The following is a 23573-nucleotide window of genomic DNA, read 5'->3' on the forward strand; positions in this document are numbered from 1 at the left end:
AATAACAAACGTTTTATATGTCCATTTCCGTTCAGAACATTGCCAAAACTTTTGGCAAGCAAAAAGCGTTAAGCAACATTTCCTTTTCGATTGAGAAGGGAGAAGTCGTTGGGTTTTTAGGTCCCAATGGTGCTGGAAAATCCACAATGATGCGGATTTTGACCACCTATTATCAAGCAGATCAAGGTACGGCAAAAGTCAATGGCTTTGATGTGGGTAAGGAAATGCGCAAAGTTCAAAAAAGCATTGGTTATCTGCCCGAGCACAACCCGCTATATTTGGATATGTACGTTAAGGAATATCTGGCTTTCAATGCAGCAGTGTACAAAGTGTCAAAATCCAGGATAGCAGAGGTCATCCAACAAACGGGATTAACTCCCGAGGCCCACAAAACCATAGGGAAACTCTCCAAAGGCTATCGCCAGCGTGTTGGTTTGGCCGCTGCCCTATTACATGAACCGGAAGTCCTGATCTTGGACGAGCCCACAACGGGTTTGGACCCCAACCAATTGGTAGACATACGTAAACTTATTCGTGAGATAGGTAAACATAAAACCATTCTATTCTCCACACATATTATGAAGGAAGTGGAAGCGGTTTGCGATCGGGTCATCATTATCAACAAAGGCGAAATTGTTGCCGATAAAAGGATGGAAGAACTTAGAAAGGTAGAGGACCAAATCATTGAAGTTGAGTTTGATTATCGTGTGGAGGAAGTATTGTTACATCAATTGCCCAATGTATCCAACGTGAGGAATACCGGTGGATTTGTCTACGAAATTGTCTTCAACACCGACCAGGATATGCGTCCCGCCGTCTTTGATTTTGCACATGACAATCAATTAAAAACCCTACAGCTAAGCCGAAAAAGCAAGAATTTGGAGAGTTTGTTCACTGAACTTACCAGTTGATTCCATTAAAATTTAATTTTTCACCAAAGTGGGGTAAAGTCAGTTTTTATTTCCCGAGCCTACCCTATTTTTAGGCACTTTTTATTGTAAAACCATCCGATGCCAATGGACCAAAATACATTGACCCTTTCTGAAGAAGACATGCGAAAATTGGGATATCAAATGATTGACGCTATTGTGGCGCACCATAAGACCCAACATGAAAAAAGACCTTTGGCATTGGCCTCAAGAGAAGAAATGGACTCCCTCTTTTTGGAGGAGGCGCCTGAAAAACCTTCCAATGCCAATGAGGTTCTGGAATTTGTTGTGGAGAAGGTACTTACCAGAAGTACATTGCTTTCACATCCAAAATCATATGCCTTTGTTCCAGGTCCCAGCAACTATGTTAGTGTTATTGGGGATGCATTGGCAACGGGCTATAACATTTTTTCAGGGAGTTGGGTAACTTCCCCTGCTGCTGCAGAACTCGAAATTGTTACCATACAATGGTTACTACGGCTGTTTGGCCTTCCGAAGAAAAAAGGTGGTGGTATTTTCACCAGCGGTGGATCCATGGCCAATTTAACCGCTCTGGCCACTGCCAGAAACATTAAATGTGGGGATGATTTTTCCAAAGCGGTGATTTACCTATCCGATCAAACCCATTCCTCGAATATCAAGGCCATTCGGATTCTGGGCTTTAAAAAAGAGCAAATCCGAATCATCCCCACGGACAATGAATTTAAGCTGTCGCTCAATAAGCTTAAAAACTGTATAGCCAAAGACCGCCTAAATGGATTGCACCCATTCTGTTTGATTGGTAATGCAGGAACTACGAACACCGGTAGTGTTGATCCGTTGACCCAGCTATCCAAGATTTGTAAGGAAGAGGATATCTGGTTCCATATTGATGGTGCCTATGGTGGTGCGGCAATGTTATCGCCCAAGGGAAAAAAGCTGTTGAAAGGTATTTCCAAAGCGGATTCCCTGACCGTTGATCCGCATAAATGGTTCTTTCAACCGTATGAGATGGGCTGTCTATTGGTCCGCAATTACCGCCACCTCACCCATACCTTTACGGAACGTCCAGAGTATTTAAAGGATATTGAGGGAAACACTTCCGAAATAAATTTCTATGATTTGGGAGTCCAACTGACAAGACGATTCAATGCATTGAAGTTTTATATGTCGGTCAAAACCTTTGGATTGAATGCTTTTAGAAAAGCAATTGGTTCGGGCATTGATTTGGCGGAACGCCTGGAGGCCCATTTACGGCAAAGCAAACAATGGCAAGTGGTATTTCCGGCCACTTTGGCCGTCATCAATTTTAGGTACCATCCTATAGAGGAAAATTTGAGCGAATCCCAATTGGATGAGTTAAACCATTTCATTTCTGAACAGGTCATGGAATCCCAACTGGCGTTATTGGCCACCACCTCACTTCACGATCAAGTGGTTTTACGGATGTGTTTGATCAATCCCAGAACCACCTGGGAGGATATTCAACATACGCTAACACTTTGTGAAGCGTTTGCAAAACAATCTTCCCTTTGGGCATCGCCCTAAGAAATGGAGTTTTTTAAACCCATTTGACGGTCGACCAAACCCTTATTCGGTATCGAATTCAACGAACGTACCGATGAGGGAATTGAATAGTTCATATTCATGCTCCGCATATCCGGCATCATCATTTTCAATAAGTATGTCAATATTGCGCTGATAGGCCTGGATATCACTACCAATACTTTCCAAGTGCATGTACTTTTCCTCCATTGGTAATTGCGCGTAATAGTTCAATCTTTCCTGATAGACTTTTTTCAATTTTTGGAACAGTTTCCTTGCTTCATCCAATTGTCCCACTTTATAATAGCTTTCAAGAAAGGGTTCAACAAAAGCATAATACCCGTAATGCTCAAAAGGAATGTTATGTGTGGCCATTTTTAATATTTCCCTTGCTTTTGCCCGCTTACCTTCCGCTATCAGTGTTTCCAACAATCTAGCCATAGCTAACCTAAAGGTTACCCCAAATTGTTTTCGCGTCTGGGGATCATGATATATTTGAGGACTACCGGCATTGCCCCAGTCCCATTTTTGTACAATATCATACATCAAATCCGTATCAATACGGCCCATTCCAAATGCACTGCCATTTTCGGTTTTAATGGGCACCAATTTGTAGGCGAGGCCATCCAATTGGAGATAATCTTCCATCCATATGTATTCAGCCTTATCAAAACTGCCCCCTGAAAAATAAATAGGGCGCTCCCAGTCATTATTGGCAATGATATCCAACATAAGTATCCTATTCTTGGTGATATAGCTTTGGGGTAGGTCAATATCAATATAATCCACAATTAAATCCGCATCTTTTTGTTGAACCAGACCATTTTTAAGAACATTGGCCTTATTTACCGGAACACGTATCTTATTGGTAGGATAGTATACCATGTTCAACGTACTTTCCGAATAATTGGAAGTATCCCTGCCCATTTTTTCAAATAGGTACCGTAGTTTGGTTTGGGGTTTGTCACTGGCCACCCAGTTCATAAAATCCTTGATATCCCATCTGTTTTCCTGAACATGGGGCAATCCGCTATAATGGATAACGTCCCGGCTACCGTATTTATAATGTTCATGGTTCAACTGTGAAGGAATGGGATTACTTTCATAGGCCTTTCGTTTCATTTGATCAATGTACCAGTCCGTTGCAAAATACCCTGAGACAATAACCCTAACATCCGTCCGATAGCCTTCTATTTCCTGAAGGTACCAAAGTGGAAAATTATCATTGTCTCCAATGGTAAACAAGATGGCACCCGAATCTTGCTTTGTTGAGTCCAAATACGCCATGGCCGAAGCCCTTGCCGTAAACCGGTCCGATCGATCATGATCATCCCAATTTTGATGGGCCATCAACAAGGGAACACAGCAAAAACAGCACAACACGCCAGCAATGGCCATAGTTTTTTTTGATAGGAATTTATAAAGGAGGATAAACACCTGATAGGTACCCATCCCTATCCATATGGCAAAGGCGTAGAACGAACCTACCAGCGAATAATCCCGTTCCCTTGGCTGGAAAATATAGGGATTGGTATAAAATTGAATGGCGACACCTGTAAGCAAGAAAAACATAAAGAGTACCCAAAATTGTTTGGGGTCACGGGAAACCTGGAAAACGATTCCCAAAAAACCCAGTAAGAGGGGAAGAAAAAAGTAGGTGTTACGCGCTTTGTTATCAAGGGTTTCCGAAGGCAGGTCCTGCTGGCTGCCCAATCTTATTTTGTCAATAAAGTCAATGCCACTCAACCAATGTCCATTGCCATCATAGCGCCATTGTACATCATTTTGCCTGCCTACAAAATTCCAGAAAAAATAACGCAGGTACATAAAACCCCACTGATATTCGAACAAAAAAGCGAGGTTCTGTTTTAGGGAAGGGGGGGCAACATCAATATACCCATTGAATTGGCGTAGGAATTCAATATATTGTTCCGTATCAATTTCACCATTGGCATTTAGCTTTTTAAACTCCCTTATGGCCCTTTCCAATTCACCGTTAGTAGCATATTCCGGTTTAATCCTAAAATCCAATCGGCCAAAAAAGCGCATGTAATTTTCGGCATGGTCACTACTCCATAATCTTGGCAGAAGACCTTTATGTTTTTTATTGGGTGCCCTTAGGGCATCCTTATAGTCGTTCACAATTACATATTTCCCAAGTTTCTCATCCCTTTCATACTTGGGCTTATCATCCAAATCCTTGCCGGAATCAGCAAACATATCCGAATAATAGGTGCCGTAAAAAGGACTCTCAACACCACCATATTGTTCCCTGTTATAGTACGCCAAGAGCGTTCTTGCATCAGATGGGTCATTCTCATTGATCCCCACATGGGCGTTGGCCCTTATGGGCAATAGCAACCATGTAGAAAAGCCCAGGAACAAAAACAGGAAACAGAGAATGGCCGTATTCGCCAGCACATGATCCTTTTTTTTGGTGTACCTGATTATACCATGGAAAATGAAGGAGAGGAACAATCCCATGATAAGTAGGCCTACATTGAATGGCAAGCCAACCTGATTCACAAAAAACAGCTCACTCCACGCGAATATTTTTAAGACATAGGTCAGGGAAAATTTAAATACAAAGAACAAAACACCTATGGCTATGGTATTAAAAAGTATGAAGTTTTTAAAGGTTGTCTTCCGGTATTTTTTAAAATAGATCATTAAAACTATAGATGGAATGGCCAAAAAACCCATGAACTGAACCCCAAAGGTGAGTCCAATAATGAAACAAATAAGTAAAAGCCATTTATTGCCCCTCCCAGCATCAATATGGTCCATCCATCGCAAACCAAGCCATATCAAAACAGCCATAAGCAGACTTGCCATGGCGTATACCTCTGTCTCCGTGGCATTGAACCAGAAGCTATCCGAATAGGTAAAACTCAAACACCCCACTAGGGCACTGCCCAAAATGGCACTGTTCTTTCCTTGGTATCGGTTTGTGCGCACTAATTTTTGAATCAAATTGGTAATGGTCCAAAACATAAATAGGATAGTAAAGGCACTGGCTACGACCGAAACATAATTGACCATTTTTGCAATTTGCCCTATATCCGTTGTGAAGGAGGCAAAAAAGGCACCTATCATCTGAAATAGCGGTGCCCCCGGTGGGTGACCTACTTCAAGCTTTGCCGATGTGGCGATGTATTCCCCACAGTCCCAAAAGCTTACTGTGGGTTCCATGGTTAGCGCATAGGTCACCAATGCGTTGATAAAGACCAACCAGCCCAAGGTGAGGTTCCAAAATTTGAATTTTGAATGTGTATAAAGGAATTTTATTTTGGAAAACATGTCAATTGTACAAATAGAACTGCGGTACAATTAACGACCCAACTGTTTTTAAGAAGCCATATCGTGGTCTGATTTAAGTACTAGTACCCGTACCTTTTTGGAAAAGCTCCTGCCTGTTGGAAACATTCAACTTCCCATAGATGTTGGTAATATGCGTCTTTACCGTACTTAAGCTAATGAAAAGCTCATTGGCAATTTCCTTATTGGTTTTACCTTGTAGGATAAGATTCCGTACGGTGGTCTCCTGTTTACTAAGTTCAGGTGGCAACGTGGTTTTCTTTCTAAATCGAAATACGAAAAAAATGAGTGAAAAGGAAAGTAACAGCAATCCAAGGTTCAACCATCTGCTTTGGGATAGTTTCTTCTCCAAAGCCGCTTGATTTAGGAAAGCAAGTTTCTCTTCCAAAAATTGATACTCCAACTGGGGTATACCACTTTTACGAAGCTCCTCCAACAAGGTCATGTAATAGGCACTGTTTTCCAAAATGTCCTTTTCCAACAAGTTTTTCTCACGTAGCAGTTTGACCGCCATAAGCTTAACTTCCAAAATCTGAATGGAGTCCCTTGCATAGGCGCGCAATTGTCTTTCCTGATCTGGTTTGGTGAATTCCAGTTTCTTTTCAAACTGTTTAAACCTCTTCCATTCTGCCTGTGATAACTCTTTGTAGGTCTTGTCTCCCAATTCCAAGGGAGAAAGACCGGTACCCTCCTCTTGTGCAAATATGGAATGAGTCAACAGTATAAAACCAATAATCAATACGTATCTTTTGGAACCCACCATAAAATCGATAATGATTAAAGTTCAATAAAATTGGGTAACTGGGCAAAAAAATTGATCGAATCCAGTTTCCTTTTATCCTATTGGGAGCATAAATCCAATACTATTGTGGTTTACATGCCGCACATATTTTAAAAGCTAAAGGGAATACAGGAAAGAGTGTTGGATATACCACGCGAACAAACAGCGTGACGACTTTTTATTTGTTGGCAATTTTGGTGTCCTCAGTTTCGGATACCAGTTCTTCAACGGTAGTGCTCTTTAAATCGTCCTCCTCATCGGCCGTACTTAACTTTAAGAGGAAAATCGCCGCAATTAACAGAAAAAACAGAAGTATACTTTTTCCCATTTGGTTAGCCTATCTATTGTGAAAGTATTACTTCTATGTCTTACATTTCGTATTTTTCTATGTATTGCTAAAAAATAAGGTCGAAACGTTGTATTGGGTCATTTTAACTCGGGCACTTCCCATCCATATTTGAGAGATACAAGGATATTCGCGCACTAACACCTATGGTCCAAGGTCTTGCTTTTTGGCGGTTTTCCTTCCCAAGTTCGAATCAATGGTTTCCCCAATCCATTGGCCAATCATGGGAAGTTTTCCATTAAAACGGCACTTATGGTGTCGTCCAAATAGGATTGCACTTTGGGATCTGTAGCATTTATTAAAATTGAAATGACCACGTTTTCCTTTGGATAGACAAAAAAATTGGTATATGCCCCCACACTATTCCCTACATGGCCAACAAATGCCCTACCTCCCGTATCTTCGCTCACTTGAAAGCCTAGCCCATAATACGTAGGTTTTCCATGTATGGTTTGAGCGCTCAACAACTGTTCATAGGTTTCTTTTTCCAAAAGCTTTTGTTCCAAGATCGCTTGGCCCATTTTTGCAATATCCCCACTTGTGGACAGATAACCCCCACCAGCTAGTTTGTAATAATTATTGACCACAACCGCTTTTTTCAAGCCTGTTGAATTCCTGGTATAGAAATCGGTTTTTAAGTTTTTCCGTCTGTTGGAAAATGATGGATTCATTTCCCGGGGCGTAAAGGTCCGCTTCATTCCCAAAGGGGTCAATATCTTTTCCCTCACATAGTCTTCGAATGGAATACCACAAGCTTCTTGCATTGCCAATGACAACAGTACAAAATCGTAGCTGTTGTACAAGTACCCATTTCCAGGTTCAAAAACCAGGGGATCATCTTTGAAAACCTCAATACTATCTTTGATGGAATAGGATTTGTTCAAAGCAAATTCCTTACCGCGATACCCTCGTATTCCAGCAGTATGCGAAGCTAGCTGCGCAAGCGTAAAGTCATATTTCTTTTTTGGATAATAGGACACATAGTGATAAAAGGAATCGTGCCAATGCAGAATTCCCTCTTCCACCATTTTCCCCAGTGCCAAACCAGTAATGCATTTTGAGATACTGGCTATTCTAAATACTGTATTTTTTGGGTCTATATAAGTCTTACGCTCTAAGCTGGAATGTCCATAACCCTTCTGTAAAATGGGTTTCCCTTCTTTTAGTATGGTTATGGAAATTCCCGGAACCCTATTCCCAATCACCAAGTTATGATATTGGGCATCTACAAAATCAATCCCCTGGAGGTCTTTAAGTTCTTTGAGTTTGTGGGGTTCCCGAAAAAAATCCTTGATGTAAGAAATAAAGCCCATTGCATTAGTCTTTTTGAAGGAATGAGTTATGGATTCCTTTCCTTGCATGAATGCAACTAATCCTTAAAGATTAGACGTCCATTGAAAAGTTCTTCAACTTCTACCTCAGTGGGACGATTGATACTGATGACATCCCCATAGCCCCTGATCACTCCGGAAATGCGTTGTTGTGGATTGACAAAAACATCATTGGACCCCCTATGGTTCACGGATACTTCCTGAGCGACAAGTCCTTCTGCCTCAATTCTGGAATCCCCAGCTGCCACGCTGATACTAAAGTTATTTGTTATTCCCCTTACTTTAAAATATGATATCCCATTGACCACAATACCCACACGCCCATTAGCTACCTCAATATCAAATGAGCCGTCCGTCGTTTCCGATTCTGGTTCAATAAAGCTCTCGGAAACCAAATTTAGGTTGGGGTAGTTTAAAACACCATCGCTGGAAATCAACAATCCCGTACTACTTCGTATCTCTTCAATATTGGGTGATGTCACATATACCGTGGATAGACCATATTCCCTAAAGATATTGCAGCCGTTGTCATTTCTCAATAGCAATCGATCTTCTTCAACCCTGGCCGAGATTTCATTCAATAAAAACTCACCGGATTCCAGCTCCACCTTTTGTTCATTGCCTTGTTTTATCACCAAATTTAAATTCTCAAAGACCGTGATATTGTTGAAATCCGGGACCTCGACTTCGATTCGGGTGAGATCCCCGGCATTTTGAAGGCAATCGGGCGCATTTTCCGAATTGCAGGAAAAGAAGAGAAAAGATATAAGACTTAAAATACCGGACATAAGATGTACCTTCTTAACACCTTCCCCATGGGAATACCCGTATAAAAATCTAATTTCCAACATCTATTTTCTAAAGTCTAATTCCAATTCCAAATTCTACTGCCTCGGCCGCCGCCGCATGGGATTTTAGGGTAACCGCACCAAACAAACGATTTCCAAAATAGCGCTTCAGACCAATTCTATTGTAAACCCTCCCCTCAAAATCAAAAGGATAGTATACATAGTAACCTAATTGGGTTATGACACTTAATTTATTGATAAAAAGCTCGTGTCCGACAAAAACCCCAACCCGTTTAAAATCCGTATCTGGGGCTACATTCATTTCCGGAAACGAAATTGATTGAAAACGGATCAGTTCTTTTAAAAAATTGGAGAAGAAAGCATCCGCACCCACTTGAATGGCACTCTTTCTCCCCAATCTTTTATCCACATAGGCAGAAAAGATCCAAAAACCATATCGTCCCGAATTGACCACATCACTTTCATTTACCCCTCCCCGTAGTGCAAAGTTGTAACGAATGGGTTCCAACATCTTTTTCCTATGCTCTGGTTTTTTGAATTCATAAACCAATTCCTGGTTCAAATCGTAGGTAATTCCAAAATTAAAAGCCGCCGTATTTGTTGAGGTATTGGGTGCTTTAAAATTGGCGTTGGAGTAATGGATCAACGAAAGGCCTACTTTAAAACCTAAACCTGCAATCACGTTTTCCTGGTGATAGTTTACCATGGCCATGGTAGAACTTAACAAATGGGAACCGTAGGCATTGTTACGGAAATTGGTGTTTTTGTCATATGGATTGGTATTGTAGGCAATGCCCTGACCAATCCTAAACTGCAGGTTCCTTTTAAAGAAATAGAAATTATAGTGCGCATACATCCCAAAATGTTCCCCAAGGGTAGGGTTCTTCATGTCTTGATACACAAAAGTAAAGCCGGAATCCGGATAGCCATAGTCCGCTTCCCAGTCCTGTTCTCCAAATCGTTTACGATTGAAACCCAAAATAAATCCTGCCGGGTGCTCAGTAATTAAGTGGGATATATCAGAATTGTGCAGAAGTATAGACCCATTGAATTGACTAAGATCTAGAACATACTTTTTAACCCTTTTTTCCTCTTGGGAGAAACCACAACAAACGCTGAATAGGAAGCAAATTAAAAGTAGGTCCTTCATGCGCCATAAAAGTAGGGATAATTGCTCGATGATCTTGACCTGAAGCTTTCCTGTATTGCCCCAAGCTTTAAAAAATGGCTTTGGCAATGGCCTTGATATTATCGGATTTTCCCATGGAATAGTAGTGCAATACGGGAACATCGGCCTTTTTCAATTCTTTAGACTGTTCTATACACCATTCTATCCCAACTTGCCGAACTTCCTTGTTTGTTTTGCACTGTTCAACGGCCTCAATTAAATCTTCCGGAATATCCACCCGGAACACCTGGGGCAATAGCTGTAAATGTTTCTTTATGGCAATGGGCTTTATTCCAGGTATAATCGGTACCTCAATACCCATTTCACGAGCAGCTTCCACAAAGGCGAAGTACTTTTTGTTATCAAAAAACATTTGGGTCACCACATAATCGGCACCCAAATCAATTTTCTCTTTTAGCCGTTTTAAATCGGTTTTTAAAGAGGGGGCTTCCATATGTTTCTCCGGATAACCGGCCACTCCAATACAAAAGTTGGCACAGTTATCGGTTTCAATTACTTCATGGAGGTAATTTCCACAGTTCAATTCCTGAATTTGCCGTACGAGGTCCGATGCGTATTGATGTCCCCCTTTTGTTGGCTCAAAATACCTTTCTTCCTTCATGGCATCCCCCCTTAGCGCCATTACATTATCAAGACCCAAATAGTGACAATCCACCAGAAGATATTCCGTCTCTTCCTTGGTAAAGCCGCCACAAAGTACATGTGGAATGGCATCCACATCGTATTTATGTTTGATGGAAGCGCAAATACCCAATGTGCCGGGCCGCATGCGGGTGAGTTTTTTATCCAAAAGTCCATCGCGATCAATGTAGACATACTCCTCGCGTGAAGTTGTTACATCAATAAACGGTGGTTTAAATTCCATTAACGGGTCAATATTGTCATACAGTTCCTGAATGCTCTTTCCCTTAACGGGAGGAATAATCTCAAAACTAAAAAGGGTTTCCCCTTTTGCTTTTGTAATATGTTCGGTTACTTTCATTCCTTAGTTATTTGTTGATGGTTGTTTGTTGTTGGCATTTTGTTTTAATGCATAATAGTTGATAAAACCATTCAACAATTTTTTACAGGTTTTTGTCTGATTACTTATTTCTTGAAATTGCTTATCGGTTAAATAGCATTGATCTAAAGCTAAAAAGCATTGGGTCTCCAATTCATAAAGAGAACCTCTGGCTATATGAAGAAACTGAATAGTGTCTGCTGAAGTTCTCCGACCACATCCTTCCGCAATATTTGAAGGAATGGATATACTACTTCTCCTAATTTGGTTGGTCAATCCGTAGATTTCTTCTTTTGGAAAAGAGCCTGTTTTTTCATAAATCATCTTCACCAACTTTCTGGATTCAATCCACACATCTAAATCAGTATACTCCATACTACTTATTAATTCCCTTCAACTATCAACCATCAACCACCAAACATCAATTAATCCACATCGACCAAATTTGGGGCTAGCCACTTCTTGGCATCCTCCAGGCCCAAGTTTTTCCGTTTGGCAAAATCCTCAACTTGGTCCGGTTTAATTTTCCCAAGCCCAAAATATTTGGATTCAGGGTGCCCAAAATAATAACCACTGACACTGGCTGCGGGCCACATGGCCAAACTCTCCGTCAGCGTCACCCCTATTTTTTCCTCTACCCCCAGTAATTCCCAAATGGTCAGTTTTTCCAAGTGGTCCGGACAGGCTGGATAACCTGGGGCAGGACGGATTCCCTTATATTTTTCATCAATCAAGGCCTGGTTATCCAACTTTTCCTTAGCTGCATAACCCCAATATCTTGTCCTCACCTCTTTGTGCAAATATTCGGCAAAAGCTTCGGCCAATCGATCGGCAAGGGCTTTAATCATGATCGAGCCATAATCATCATGATCTTTTTCAAATGCCGTGGCCAATTCTTGTGTACCAAAACCTGCCGTTACACAAAAACAACCTATGTAATCTTGGATGCCAATCGCTTTTGGCGCTATAAAATCCGCTAAAGCAATATTGGGAACGCCATCTCGTTTTTTGAGCTGTTGGCGTAAAGTCCGAAATATAAATTTTCCATGTTCCTTGGAAAGGACTTCAATATCATCCCCATCTATGGTATTGGCGGGGAATAGCCCAAAAATGGCCTTACCGTTCAACAGCTTTTCATCCAAGACTTTTTTTAGTAGAATTTGGGCATCATGAAAAAGTTCATTGGCTTGTTCACCAATTACCTCATCTTCCAAAATAGCAGGGTATTTTCCATGCAGGTCCCAGGAGCGGAAAAAAGGGGTCCAATCGATAAATTCCTTGAGTTCGGATAAATCAAAATTATCCCAAAACTCTATACCCAATTGGTTGGGTTTGTAAATGTCCTCCTCTTTAAATTCAATTTGCAATTTATTCGCCCGTGCTTCTTGCAAGCTTAGATATTCCTTCTGTTTGGTCCGATTTAAAAATTTTTCACGAAAGCTTTCGTAATCGAGTTTAATTGATTTCTTATAGGTTTCGGAAGTTTCTTTTTGAAGCAAGTCCCCAACTACGGTGACCGCTCTTGAAGCATCATGTACATGAACTACGGATTGGCTGTACATTGGGTCTATTTTGACCGCCGTATGGGCCTTACTTGTAGTTGCCCCACCAATCAATAACGGAACGTCGAAATTTTGACGTTCCATCTCTTTGGCCAAGAAGACCATTTCATCAAGTGAAGGAGTTATCAATCCACTCAACCCAATAATATCGACCTTTTCTTCGATTGCCCTATTAATGATTTTTTCAGGAGGTACCATTACCCCCAAATCAACAATTTCATAGTTATTACAGGCCAAGACCACGGATACAATGTTTTTTCCGATATCATGCACATCGCCTTTAACGGTAGCCATTAGAATCTTACCTGCAGTACCAGCCCCCTCTAACTCCCCCGAAGGGGGAGAACTTAAAAGTTGGGTGTGAATGGCCTCTAAAACACTTTCAAGGTCACCTAAGACTTCATTATTGGTAAACCTGATGACCCGATAACCTTGATTTTCGAGCCATGAAGTACGTTCAGCATCCGATTTTTTATTTTCCGGGAGTTGATGGATACCGCCATCAACTTCGACAATCAAGTTTTGTTTTAAACAGATAAAATCGGCAATGAATTCTCCAATGATATGCTGCCTTCTAAATTTGTATCCATCCAAATTTTTACCACTTAAGGCATTCCATAGCATGGCCTCGGCCTTTGTAGGCTGATTTCGCATTTTTTGGGCATGTTCCTTCAACAACCCATATAAAATAGGATTTGCCGTAGCCCAGTATTGCTCCCCCTTTGGGGGTTGGGGGGCCTTTTTCGATTCTTCAATAAAAGGCTCTAGATAGGCCACGGCTTTTTTCATGACCCTGGCCGATTTCACAACTTGCGGCAAAAACATTTTTCCGCTGCCGAATAAATCTCCCACGACGTTCATTCCGGTCATCAAATGCCCCTCAATAACTTCAAGTGGTCTCGAAGCGTGTTCGCGGGCTTCTTCAACATCTTCAATAATGTATTGGTCTATTCCCTTGACCAAGGCCCGGGTGATACGGTCCTGCAGTGGTTCTTGACGCCAGGAAAGATCTACTTTACTCTCCTTGGTTTTTCCCTGGACGGTTTCTGCAAATTCCAACAGTCTTTCCGTGGCATCTTCCCTCCGATTAAGAACTACATCTTCCACATATTCCAAAAGGTCCTTTGGGATATCATCATAAACCTCCAACAAGGCTGGATTGACAATACCCATGTTCATTCCGGCTTTGATGGCGTGATATAAGAACACGGAATGCATCGCTTCCCGTACGGGATTGTTACCCCTAAAGGAAAAGGAAACATTACTGACCCCTCCACTCACGCTGCAATAGGGAAGATTGTTACGCACCCATTGCGTACCTTCAATAAAGTCCAGTGCATTTCGCTTATGCTCATCCATTCCGGTAGCTACGGGAAAAATATTGAGGTCAAAAATGATGTCTTCAGGAGGAAAGCCCACCTCATCCACCAGAATTCCATAGGAGCGTTCGGCTATTTCAATCCGTCGTTCCAAATTATCTGCTTGGCCCACTTCATCAAAAGCCATGATAATTACCGCCGCTCCGTACCGCTTGATTAATTTAGCCTGTCGGACGAACTCTTCTTTACCTTCCTTTAAACTAATGGAGTTTACCACACATTTTCCCTGGACCACTTGAAGCCCTGCTTCAATAATCTCCCATTTGGAACTATCTATCATTATGGGAACACGCGCGATATCGGGTTCAGCAACGATCAAATTCAAAAACCTGACCATAGCCTGTTTGCCATCAATAAGACCATCGTCCATATTAATATCGATGATTTGGGCTCCGCCCTCTACTTGATGTCTCGCAATTTCAAGTGCTTCCTCGTACTTATCTTCTTTGATCAAACGCAGGAATTTTCGTGAACCTGCCACATTGGTGCGCTCCCCCACATTTACAAAATTGCTTTCCGCAGTGATGACAAGAGGCTCCAAGCCACTCAAACGTAGAAATCGTTGTTGGTTATTCGTAATTGGTTGTTCGTTGAAAGTTCTCATAACTTCTTATGATAATTAATGAAGCCGTTCAACAATTTTTTAACACGTTCAATTTCTCTCAAAATTTCTGAGATATCACCAGTAGTATATTCCAAGTCGTTGGCCAGAATAATTTGGGTTTCGACCTCGAATAATAAACCCCTAGCTATATGTAAAAAGTGAATGGTCTCTTTTGAAGACTGCCTACCACAACCCTCTGCAATATTGGAAGAAACCGAAATCACACATCTTCTTAATTGCGAGGTCAAAGAAAATTGTTCTTCCTTCGGAAACACTCTTGTCAACAAATACACTTGTCTGACCAACTCTCTAGCCTTTAACCAAATATCCAATTCTTTATAGTCCATTCCCATAGTTTCATTAACGAACAACGATTAACCATTAACTAAAAGCTCTCGAGGAGCGTAATGCTTCACCAATTCTGCAATAGCCTTAATATGTTCGGGTGTGGTGCCGCAGCATCCACCAACAATATTGACAAGACCCTTCTCTAAATATTCCTTGATCTGCGAGGCCATTTGTTCCGGGGTTTCGTCATATTCGCCAAAAGCATTGGGCAGGCCCGCATTGGGATGCGCACTAATGGCATGATCTGATTTTGCTGAGATAACCTCCAAATGTGGAGTCAATTGCTTTGCCCCCAAAGCACAATTAAACCCTACCGATAAAATTGGAATATGGGAAATGGAAATTAAAAAGGCTTCTGCGGTCTGTCCAGAAAGTGTCCTTCCAGAGGCATCGGTTATGGTCCCACTCACCATTATGGGTACCTGAATATTACGTTCTTCCTTGACTTCTTCAATGGCAAACAAAGCTGCTTTGGCATTTAAGGTGTCAAAAATGGTTTCCACCAATAACATATCCGAACCTCCATCCAATAGGGCTTCGGCCTGTAGTTTGTAAGCTATTCGAAGTTCATCAAAACTTACGGCACGAAATCCGGGATCGTTCACATCCGGCGAAAGACTGGCAGTTTTATTGGTGGGCCCCATGCTTCCTGCAACAAAGCGAGGCTTATGGGGCTCTTTCAAGGTGAATTCATCAGCCACTTTCTTGGCAATCCGTGCAGATTCATAGTTGAGTTCATAAACCAATTCTTCCATCCCATAATCGGCCATGGCAATGGTGGTGCCCGAGAAGGTATTGGTCTCTACAATATCCGCTCCTGCTTCAAAGTATTTTCTATGCACCTCTGCAATGGCATCCGGCTGGGTCAAGGACAATAGATCGTTATTTCCTTGTAACGGATGTGGCCAATCCTTAAAGCGATCGCCCCGAAAGTCTTCTTCAGTAAACTTATAACGCTGCAACATCGTGCCCATGGCCCCATCCAAGATTAAAATTCGTTCCTCGAGTAAACTCTTAATTCTAGACATAATAAGCTATTGCCCCAAATTCATTGGGAGTTAAAATATAGTATCAAGCAAGATGGAAATTCCTATTCTTTATGTTATCCTTCCCATATCATCCTGTAATTACTTTAGCAGGTCCCAAACAAGTTTGGGATGGGTAGAATGTAGCACCTTCTCAGATCCTGATCGGCATCAGGATAAACCGAGGGTTGCTAAGGCATCATAGGGTCTATTCCCTCCACCTTTCTTGATAACTTTCAATTTTTAAATGAACTCTAGCGCAAAGAAACGGCGCATTGTTTTGAAAACCAAAAAAACCTTCCAAAAAGAAATTGAAAGGCTTTTCCAATTTAGAACACGTATTGAGTTCGTGAGGTTTAGCGTCACGAAAAATCTATAGGATACTTTGCACCACTTCTTTTTTGGCTTCCTTTTTGGTTCCATCAAATCCTTCAACACCGCCGACAGTGGTATATTTCATCACAAACCGTTTGTCCGGATTTATAATTTGATAAGCGTATTGGCACATAACGGCCGCTTCATGAAAACCGGATAAAATCAGTTTTAATTTTCCTTCATAGGTGTTGACATCGCCAATGGCAAAAACCCCTGGAATATTGGTTTGGTAATCCTTGGCGTTATTTACTTTAATGGCATTTTTTTCGATTTCGAGACCCCAATTCCCTAAAGGCCCCAGTTTAGGGGAAAGTCCGAACAAGGGGATAAAATGGTCAACTTCCAAATAGGTTGGTTCTTTATCCGGCTCGGTACTTTTAATGACCACGGCCTGAAGTTCCTTATTTCCGTGCAATTCCTTTACCTCAGCCTTGGTATATAACTTGATTTTCCCCAATTGTGCCAACTCCCGTGCTTTTTCCACGGAATCCAATGCTCCCCTAAATTCATTCCTTCTATGGACCAGTGATACTTCGGAGGCCACATCCGCCAAATAAATGGCCCAGTCCAAAGCCGAATCGCCACCTCCCGCAATCACTACCTTCTTGTCCCTATAGACTTCCGGATCCTTAATGATATAGGAAACACCGTTATCTTCATACCTCTCCAAATTCTCCAGTTGTGGCTTGCGAGGTTCAAAAGACCCCAATCCTCCAGCAATTACAACTACCGGTGCATGATGCTTGGTTCCTTTATTGGTCGTTACAATGAACGAACCATCTTCTTGTTTTTCCAAAGTTTCGGCCCGTTCTCCCAAGGTATATCCGGCATTGAAAGGCTTTATCTGTTCTAGGAGGCGTTCCACTAAATCCCCTGCCAAAATCTCTGGATAGGCAGGAATGTCATAAATGGGTTTCTTCGGATAGATTTCCGAACACTGCCCTCCTGGTTGGGGCAATGCATCAATCAAATGACATTTCAGTTTTAATAATCCAGCTTCAAATACGGTAAACAATCCTGTTGGGCCTGCACCAATTATCAATATATCGGTTTTAATCATTTCTATTATTAGTTATTAGTATTGAGTAATTGGACGATAGAAAAATGGCATGCCATTGACTTCAAGTCTTTAATTAGCTCAATCATTAGTATTCTATTTTAAGGGTAATTCCATAAATCCTAAGTACTCATATCTTAGTACTTGCTCAGGCTTTTTCAACCAATTTTTGCGTGATTTTGTTCATTTTGTCCACTTTTTCTTCAAAATCACCTTTTATCGTTTTTCTAAATTCATTTAGGTTCTGTACCATTTTACTGATATCTTCGGGTAGCACCTCTTCAAAAAATTGTCGAAGACGTTTTGCTGTTGTTGGTGACTTTCCATTGGTGGAGATTGCCACTTTTACGTGGCCTTTGGTCACAATACCCCCCATGTAGAAATCACATAACGGGGGATTGTCGGCAACATTGACCAAAATATGTAGCTTGCGACAGTCCTTATATATCCTAAGATTCACCTCTGGTACGTCCGTAGTGGCAACTACCATGTGTTTTCCATACAAATAATTGGCATTGTATTCATCCTCAACTATGGTCACGTTGAATTGTTTGGCGATATCCAAAGTAGCTTCCCGAAACATAGGGGCAACCATGGTAACCTTGGCATCTGGGCTTGACTTGGTGAGAAAATGCAATTTTTCCTCCGCAACATAGCCCCCGCCCACAATGAGCACCTCCAACTGGGACGTCTTTAAGAAAATAGGATAAAGATTGTTTCGTTCCATTAGGTACAAACCATTTGCTGTTTTTGAATTTCCATCAATTTGTTACGGTGCTTCACCACTTCCCCGATTACAATAATTGCTGGATTGGACAACTGTTGCCCCCTGACCTTGGCTTCAATGGTAACAACAGTGCCAATTCCAATTTTTTCGTTCCTTGTGGTCCCTTCTTGAATAATGGCCACTGGGGTATCCGTCTTACCTTCTTTTTTGAAAAGTTCCATGATTTCCGAGAGCTTAGACATTCCCATTAAAATCACCACGGTCGCACTGGATTTTGCCGCCAACGCAACATCATTGGACAGCCTGTGTTCCTTGGTGGTCCCGGTAATCACCCAAAAGCTTTCGGCCGCACCTCGTTTGGTCACGGGAATATGTGCATTGGCCGGCACGGCAACCGAGGATGAGATTCCAGGTACAACAGCTACTTCAAGACCATATTCGGCGGCGTATTCCATTTCCTCCGCCCCTCGACCAAAAACAAAGGGATCTCCTCCTTTTAATCGCACCACATGTTTACCTTGTTTTCCCCGTTGTACGATCAATTCATTAATTTGTTCCTGTTGATAGGAATAACAACCTTTTCGCTTCCCAACAAATATGTGTTCGGATTTTGGGGCATATCCCAGTAGTTCGGAATCGACCAAAGCATCGTACAAAACCACATCTGCCGATTGCAATGCTTTAATACCCCGAAGCGTAATCAAGTCGATGGCTCCAGGACCAGCGCCTACCACGGTCAATTTTCCAAGCGCCCCTCCTGTCTCACCGAAGGGGGGATGATACTGTGTACCTTTGATTCTCATGCTTCTTCTAGTTCAAGTTTTCTAAATTCCTGGAGTTGGCCCAATACAGCCTTGGCATCCTCCAAATATGATTTCGCAAATTCTTCGGAGGGTTTTGTTTTGTTCAACTGAAGGACCATGTCCTCAAAACTTCCAAGCCCCCTTTCCATTCCCCCAATGGGGGAAAACGTGACTTTACCGGTTTGAACAAATAGCTTGTCAAAATCCTTGATAATACTGGAGTGGGTATTGGTTTTGGTTTTCTCGGCAGTCAACAAAGCCTTTGCTGAATTGACCATGGATTGGTAACTATAATAGATACTGGCGGCCCATTTTTCCTCTTGCAATGCTTCTTCCGCATTTTCTATTTTTTCCTTGCTTTCAAAAAACAAGGTGGCCACCAAATCCACTATGACACCAGCACATTCCCCAATTCCGATTTCCTTTTTATACTTTTCCGAATTTCCCCAATCGATAAAATCCTCAGGAGTTAAATTGTCAACATTCGAAAGGTGTTTCAAAAAATCATAAAAATAGTGCTCGCCCTTAGTAGCATAGTAATCCTCAAATTTCCGGCCATTGCCATGTGAGTCAAAATCATTCAGAATCAACCGTAGGGCCTCGGGTCCACGTTTACTCGGGATTTTAACCACTTTATCTGCAAAGGTTCCTTTTCCATTGCCATGGTTTCCACCGCCCAATAGCACTTGTAGTGCAGGGGCCACTAATTTATCCTTGGTACGGACACTCATCCCTTGAAACCCAATATGAGCCATATTATGCTGTCCACAGGCATTCATACAACCACTGATCTTAATGACCACATCTGGATTATTGACATATTGGGGATATTCTTCCCTGATGACCTCTTCCAGTTTTTCTGCAATTCCCGTACTACTTGCAATTCCCAAATTGCAGGTGTCGGTACCTGGGCAGGCCGTAATGTCCAATGCTTTATTGTAACCGATTTCGGCAAACCCCAATTTCTTAAGTTCTTGATAGAAAAAAGGAAGCAATTCTTCCTTCACATAAGGAATCAAGATATTTTGTCGTAACGACAAACGGATTTCACCAGCCGCATACTTCTGCACCAATTGGGCAAGTAATCGCGCTTTATCCGTATAAAAATCCCCAAGGAGTACCTTGATACCAACGGCAACATATCCCTCTTGCCTTTGAGGAACGATGTTCGTTGTCTTCCATTGTTCAAAGGTCTCCCAATCTTCTATGGCAATCTGTGGAAGTTCTATTTCAGCTATAGTGACCTTGGGATAATTCTCAAAATCTATGGGGTAGGACTGAATTGGTATCGCTTTTTGTTCCTGTTGTAGCAACTCCCGAAACCCTTCCAAGCCAATATCCTTTATCAAAAATTTCATTCTGGCCTTGGCGCGACTTTTACGTTCCCCATAGCGATCGAACACACGAATAACCCCTTCCATCATTGGAACGATCTTTTCCGTTGAAAGAAACTCGAACAGCACATCGGCATGTCTGGGTTGCGAACCCAGTCCACCGCCCAGCATTACTTTAAAGCCTCGTTGGCCATCTTTTATTTTTGCTATAAATCCGAGGTCATGCATATAGGACAAACCGGTATCTGCATCCGTCGCCGAAAAGGAAACCTTAAATTTCCTGCCCATCTCTTGACCAATGGGATTTCTAAGGAAATATTCAAAAATTGCCTGTGCATATGGAGAAACATCAAAAGGTTCGTTAGGGTCTATGCCCGCCGTTTCACTTGCGGTAACATTACGGACGGTATTCCCACAGGCCTCACGAAGTGTGACCTGGTCTTTTTCCAATTGTGCCCAGAGCTCAGGCGTCCGTTCCAGGTCCACATAATGGATTTGGATATCCTGACGGGTCGTAATATGTAATCTTCCCGTGGAATATTCATCGGAAACATCGCAAATACGCAACAACTGATTGGAAGTGACCTTGCCATAGGGCAGTTTTATTCGAATCATCTGTACACCCTGCTGACGTTGCCCATAAACCCCTCTGGCCAAACGGAGACTCCGAAACTTCTCCTCATCAACATTGCCTTCCTTAAACTGGCGTATTTTGTGTTCCAGCTCTATGATATCCTTTTCAACAACTGGATTTTCTATTTCTGTCCTAAAACTTTTCATTACCCTACTTATCCTATATTTTTTATAGGTTATTTTGCAGTGCGATTTCAAAATTTGAAATCACCACCACTATTTTAATTTATAAAACCTACACCTGCCGTGGTGTTACTGTGTTCATCAATTAGAATAAATGATCCATTCGATTTATTCGCTATATACGAATCCGAAAAAATGGGTTTACTCAACTTTATTTTCACCTCCCCTATTTCATTTAGTCCCAGGGTGCCATCCGATGCTTTTTTTCCTGAAAAATCCGTAGCAATTACGCTGCCTACTTCGGCAATTTTGGAAAGGACACGGTTGGTATTATGCTGAACAACATACCTTGTTCCGGGACGGAGTTGCTTACTGTCCATCCAACAAACGGTGGCAGTCAGGTCCTTTTCAACCCTTGGCAGTTCATTGCTTTTGACCAACATATCCCCTCGTGCAATATTAATTTCATCTTCAAGGGTAATGGTTACGGAACTTCCGGCTTCTGCTTCCTTATACCCTTTATCATAAAAATAAATCGACTCGATCTTTGAGGTGGTCATGGACGGTAATACGGTTACTTGGTCCCCTACTTTAAGGTTACCCCCTTTTATTTTACCGGCAAAGCCCCTAAAATCATGGAATTCATCGGTTTTTGGACGTATGACGGTCTGTACCGAAAACCGAACCTCTCCTTCTTCGTTCACATCGGTGCTTTCAATACCTCCCAAGTGCTGAAGAATGGTTTCCCCTTGATACCAGGGCATCTCATTGGATTTTGCAACTACATTGTCCCCCTTTAAGGCACTTATGGGGATGTAACTCACGTTTTGCTCAGCATAAGTACTATTGGCGTTCAGTCTTTCAAAGTTTTGTTTGATATCCTCAAAAACTGTTTGGTCGTAACCGACCAGGTCCATTTTATTGACCGCAACTATGACGTCCTTGATCCTCAAAAGATTGTTAATGAAAAAATGACGATAGGTCTGTTCTATTACCCCTTTTCGGGCATCGATCAAAATGATGGCCACTTGCGAGGTTGATGCCCCGGTGACCATATTTCTGGTGTATTCCACATGTCCAGGGGTATCTGCTATAATGTAACTTCTTTCTGCCGTGGAAAAATAGATATGCGCCACATCTATGGTAATGCCCTGTTCACGCTCCGCGACCAAACCATCTGTCGCCAGTGAAAAGTCCAGGTAATCATATCCCTTTTTCCGGCTACTGTTCCTTATGGCCTCAATCTTGTCATCCGTAAGGGAGTGGGTATCATAAAGCAACCGTCCTATTAAGGTGCTTTTACCATCATCCACACTACCGGCTGTCGCTATTTTAAGTACTTCCATCTTGTTGCTGTTGGTTGATCGCTATTGGTTGACCGTTTATCCCAAACGAATCATTACCAATGAACGAACAACTGTTAACTCATTAAAAATATCCTTGTTGTTTCCGTTTTTCCATTGCGGCTTCCGACCGTTTGTCGTCAATTCTGGCCCCTCTTTCCGAAATTTTGGATTCCCGGATTTCCGCCACTACCTTTTCTATGGTATTTGCAGTTGATTCCACTGCTGCCGTGCAACTCATGTCCCCTACCGTTCTAAAACGGACCGTTCGTTCCTGTACTTCTTCATCCTGGGCCCTAAAGACAACCTCATCTTCTGCCGACCATATCAACCCGTCACGAAGGAAGGTGTTTCTTTTATGGGCAAAATAAATGGAAGGAATTTCAATTTGTTCCTGTTCAATGTAGTTCCACACATCCAGTTCTGTCCAATTGCTAATTGGAAAAACCCGCACGTTTTGGCCTATTTCAATCTTACCATTGAGCATATCAAACAATTCCGGGCGTTGGTTTTTTTCATCCCACTGGCCAAAATCGTCACGCACGGAAAAAATGCGTTCCTTTGCCCGGGCCTTTTCTTCATCACGTCGCGCACCTCCGATACAGGCATCAAATTTAAACTCCTCGATGGCATCCAATAGCGTAGTGGTCTGTAAAGTATTTCGGCTTGCGTACTTTCCTGTTTCTTCAATTACCTTGCCCTGATCGATGGAATCCTGAACATGCCTTACGATCAGTTCCACTCCCAATTCCTTTACCAATCGGTCCCGAAATTCGATGGTTTCGGGAAAATTATGCCCTGTATCAATATGCATCAATGGAAAGGGGATCTTAGCCGGCCAAAATGCCTTTTGGGCCAAACGAACCAAGGTAATGGAATCCTTACCACCCGAGAAAAGTAGGACTGGTTTCTCAAATTGCGCTACCACCTCCCTAAAAATGTAAATCGCTTCACTTTCCAGGGCATTTGCCCTAAAGACTTTTGCATCTTTTTGTTCCGTAGTATCGATTTCTTTTACTAATGTTTCCAAAGT

19 protein-coding genes and 1 riboswitch are annotated in these 23573 nt (G+C 42.0%); of the genes, 2 read left to right on the forward strand and 17 right to left on the reverse strand.

The window, feature by feature from the left end; genetic code table 11:
• Window positions 1-17 precede the first annotated feature (17 nt).
• On the forward strand, window positions 18-911 hold the full coding sequence (gene gldA / locus L0P88_RS03490) for a gliding motility-associated ABC transporter ATP-binding subunit GldA (RefSeq protein WP_247133246.1): 894 nt from the start codon (window positions 18-20) through the stop codon (window positions 909-911).
• Window positions 912-1010: 99 nt separating this feature from the next.
• Entirely contained in the window at window positions 1011-2456 is a 1446-nt protein-coding gene (locus tag L0P88_RS03495; RefSeq protein ID WP_409557707.1) for a pyridoxal phosphate-dependent decarboxylase family protein, read from the forward strand.
• A gap of 42 nt (window positions 2457-2498) precedes the next feature.
• Here L0P88_RS03495 and L0P88_RS03500 read toward each other — a convergent pair whose 3' ends face one another.
• The 17 genes from L0P88_RS03500 to cysD form a co-directional block, all read right to left on the reverse strand.
• A complete protein-coding gene (locus L0P88_RS03500; RefSeq protein ID WP_313791591.1) occupies window positions 2499-5693 on the reverse strand; it encodes a DUF2723 domain-containing protein in 3195 nt (1064 codons plus the stop codon).
• A 133-nt stretch (window positions 5694-5826) separates the two neighbouring features.
• The gene (locus L0P88_RS23920; RefSeq protein ID WP_281499711.1) at window positions 5827-6510 is read right to left on the reverse strand and encodes a response regulator transcription factor; all 684 of its coding nucleotides are present in this window, start codon (window positions 6508-6510) and stop codon (window positions 5827-5829) included.
• Window positions 6511-6730: 220 nt separating this feature from the next.
• Window positions 6731-6880 carry a hypothetical protein gene (locus L0P88_RS03510; RefSeq protein WP_247133249.1) on the reverse strand — a complete coding sequence of 50 codons (150 nt, stop codon included), beginning with the start codon at window positions 6878-6880 and terminating at the stop codon, window positions 6731-6733.
• A 239-nt stretch (window positions 6881-7119) separates the two neighbouring features.
• Window positions 7120-8211 carry a serine hydrolase domain-containing protein gene (locus L0P88_RS03515; protein WP_247133250.1) on the reverse strand — a complete coding sequence of 364 codons (1092 nt, stop codon included), beginning with the start codon at window positions 8209-8211 and terminating at the stop codon, window positions 7120-7122.
• A 56-nt stretch (window positions 8212-8267) separates the two neighbouring features.
• A complete protein-coding gene (locus L0P88_RS03520; RefSeq protein WP_247133251.1) occupies window positions 8268-9080 on the reverse strand; it encodes a head GIN domain-containing protein in 813 nt (270 codons plus the stop codon).
• Window positions 9081-9087: 7 nt separating this feature from the next.
• Window positions 9088-10188 (reverse strand): acyloxyacyl hydrolase, encoded by a 1101-nt coding sequence (locus tag L0P88_RS03525; RefSeq protein WP_247134831.1) that lies wholly within the window; start codon window positions 10186-10188, stop codon window positions 9088-9090.
• A gap of 67 nt (window positions 10189-10255) precedes the next feature.
• Window positions 10256-11209 (reverse strand): methylenetetrahydrofolate reductase [NAD(P)H], encoded by a 954-nt coding sequence (gene metF / locus L0P88_RS03530; RefSeq protein ID WP_247133252.1) that lies wholly within the window; start codon window positions 11207-11209, stop codon window positions 10256-10258.
• Window positions 11210-11212: 3 nt separating this feature from the next.
• Window positions 11213-11602: a four helix bundle protein gene (locus L0P88_RS03535; RefSeq protein WP_247133253.1), complete on the reverse strand. Its 390-nt coding sequence runs from the start codon at window positions 11600-11602 to the stop codon at window positions 11213-11215.
• Between the two features lie 50 nt (window positions 11603-11652).
• A complete protein-coding gene (locus L0P88_RS03540) occupies window positions 11653-14772 on the reverse strand; it encodes a vitamin B12 dependent-methionine synthase activation domain-containing protein (RefSeq protein ID WP_247133254.1) in 3120 nt (1039 codons plus the stop codon).
• Window positions 14769-15119 carry a four helix bundle protein gene (locus L0P88_RS03545; protein WP_247133255.1) on the reverse strand — a complete coding sequence of 117 codons (351 nt, stop codon included), beginning with the start codon at window positions 15117-15119 and terminating at the stop codon, window positions 14769-14771. Before L0P88_RS03545 ends, L0P88_RS03540 begins: the two co-directional genes overlap by 4 nt.
• A gap of 27 nt (window positions 15120-15146) precedes the next feature.
• Window positions 15147-16148: a homocysteine S-methyltransferase family protein gene (locus tag L0P88_RS03550; protein ID WP_247133256.1), complete on the reverse strand. Its 1002-nt coding sequence runs from the start codon at window positions 16146-16148 to the stop codon at window positions 15147-15149.
• Window positions 16149-16219: 71 nt separating this feature from the next.
• Window positions 16220-16381, reverse strand: a riboswitch (SAM riboswitch).
• A 137-nt stretch (window positions 16382-16518) separates the two neighbouring features.
• The gene (locus tag L0P88_RS03555) at window positions 16519-17580 is read right to left on the reverse strand and encodes an NAD(P)/FAD-dependent oxidoreductase (protein WP_247133257.1); all 1062 of its coding nucleotides are present in this window, start codon (window positions 17578-17580) and stop codon (window positions 16519-16521) included.
• Between the two features lie 145 nt (window positions 17581-17725).
• Window positions 17726-18304 carry a bifunctional precorrin-2 dehydrogenase/sirohydrochlorin ferrochelatase gene (locus L0P88_RS03560; RefSeq protein WP_247133258.1) on the reverse strand — a complete coding sequence of 193 codons (579 nt, stop codon included), beginning with the start codon at window positions 18302-18304 and terminating at the stop codon, window positions 17726-17728.
• Window positions 18304-19107: a uroporphyrinogen-III C-methyltransferase gene (gene cobA, locus L0P88_RS03565; protein WP_247133259.1), complete on the reverse strand. Its 804-nt coding sequence runs from the start codon at window positions 19105-19107 to the stop codon at window positions 18304-18306. Before cobA ends, L0P88_RS03560 begins: the two co-directional genes overlap by 1 nt.
• The gene (locus L0P88_RS03570; RefSeq protein WP_247133260.1) at window positions 19104-21221 is read right to left on the reverse strand and encodes a HEPN domain-containing protein; all 2118 of its coding nucleotides are present in this window, start codon (window positions 21219-21221) and stop codon (window positions 19104-19106) included. The genes cobA and L0P88_RS03570 overlap by 4 nt, the downstream gene beginning before the upstream one ends.
• A 74-nt stretch (window positions 21222-21295) precedes the next feature.
• The gene (locus tag L0P88_RS03575; protein WP_247133261.1) at window positions 21296-22543 is read right to left on the reverse strand and encodes a sulfate adenylyltransferase subunit 1; all 1248 of its coding nucleotides are present in this window, start codon (window positions 22541-22543) and stop codon (window positions 21296-21298) included.
• Between the two features lie 82 nt (window positions 22544-22625).
• A complete protein-coding gene (gene cysD, locus L0P88_RS03580) occupies window positions 22626-23549 on the reverse strand; it encodes a sulfate adenylyltransferase subunit CysD (protein ID WP_247134832.1) in 924 nt (307 codons plus the stop codon).
• Window positions 23550-23573 lie beyond the last annotated feature (24 nt).

Origin of the sequence: Muricauda sp. SCSIO 64092, from assembly GCF_023016285.1 — a bacterium.
Classification (GTDB): Bacteria; Bacteroidota; Bacteroidia; order Flavobacteriales; family Flavobacteriaceae; genus Croceivirga.

Coding starts and splice junctions, on each gene's coding strand:
- gldA (WP_247133246.1), top strand. CDS start 18: ATGTCCATTTCCGTTCAGAACATTGCCAAAACTTTTGGCAAGCAAAAA.
- L0P88_RS03495 (WP_409557707.1), top strand. CDS start 1,011: ATGCCAATGGACCAAAATACATTGACCCTTTCTGAAGAAGACATGCGA.
- L0P88_RS03510 (WP_247133249.1), bottom strand. CDS start 6,880: ATGGGAAAAAGTATACTTCTGTTTTTTCTGTTAATTGCGGCGATTTTC.
- L0P88_RS03515 (WP_247133250.1), bottom strand. CDS start 8,211: ATGGGCTTTATTTCTTACATCAAGGATTTTTTTCGGGAACCCCACAAA.
- L0P88_RS03520 (WP_247133251.1), bottom strand. CDS start 9,080: ATGTTGGAAATTAGATTTTTATACGGGTATTCCCATGGGGAAGGTGTT.
- L0P88_RS03525 (WP_247134831.1), bottom strand. CDS start 10,188: ATGAAGGACCTACTTTTAATTTGCTTCCTATTCAGCGTTTGTTGTGGT.
- metF (WP_247133252.1), bottom strand. CDS start 11,209: ATGAAAGTAACCGAACATATTACAAAAGCAAAAGGGGAAACCCTTTTT.
- L0P88_RS03535 (WP_247133253.1), bottom strand. CDS start 11,602: ATGGAGTATACTGATTTAGATGTGTGGATTGAATCCAGAAAGTTGGTG.
- L0P88_RS03540 (WP_247133254.1), bottom strand. CDS start 14,772: ATGAGAACTTTCAACGAACAACCAATTACGAATAACCAACAACGATTT.
- L0P88_RS03545 (WP_247133255.1), bottom strand. CDS start 15,119: ATGGACTATAAAGAATTGGATATTTGGTTAAAGGCTAGAGAGTTGGTC.
- L0P88_RS03550 (WP_247133256.1), bottom strand. CDS start 16,148: ATGTCTAGAATTAAGAGTTTACTCGAGGAACGAATTTTAATCTTGGAT.
- L0P88_RS03555 (WP_247133257.1), bottom strand. CDS start 17,580: ATGATTAAAACCGATATATTGATAATTGGTGCAGGCCCAACAGGATTG.
- L0P88_RS03560 (WP_247133258.1), bottom strand. CDS start 18,304: ATGGAACGAAACAATCTTTATCCTATTTTCTTAAAGACGTCCCAGTTG.
- cobA (WP_247133259.1), bottom strand. CDS start 19,107: ATGAGAATCAAAGGTACACAGTATCATCCCCCCTTCGGTGAGACAGGA.
- L0P88_RS03570 (WP_247133260.1), bottom strand. CDS start 21,221: ATGAAAAGTTTTAGGACAGAAATAGAAAATCCAGTTGTTGAAAAGGAT.
- L0P88_RS03575 (WP_247133261.1), bottom strand. CDS start 22,543: ATGGAAGTACTTAAAATAGCGACAGCCGGTAGTGTGGATGATGGTAAA.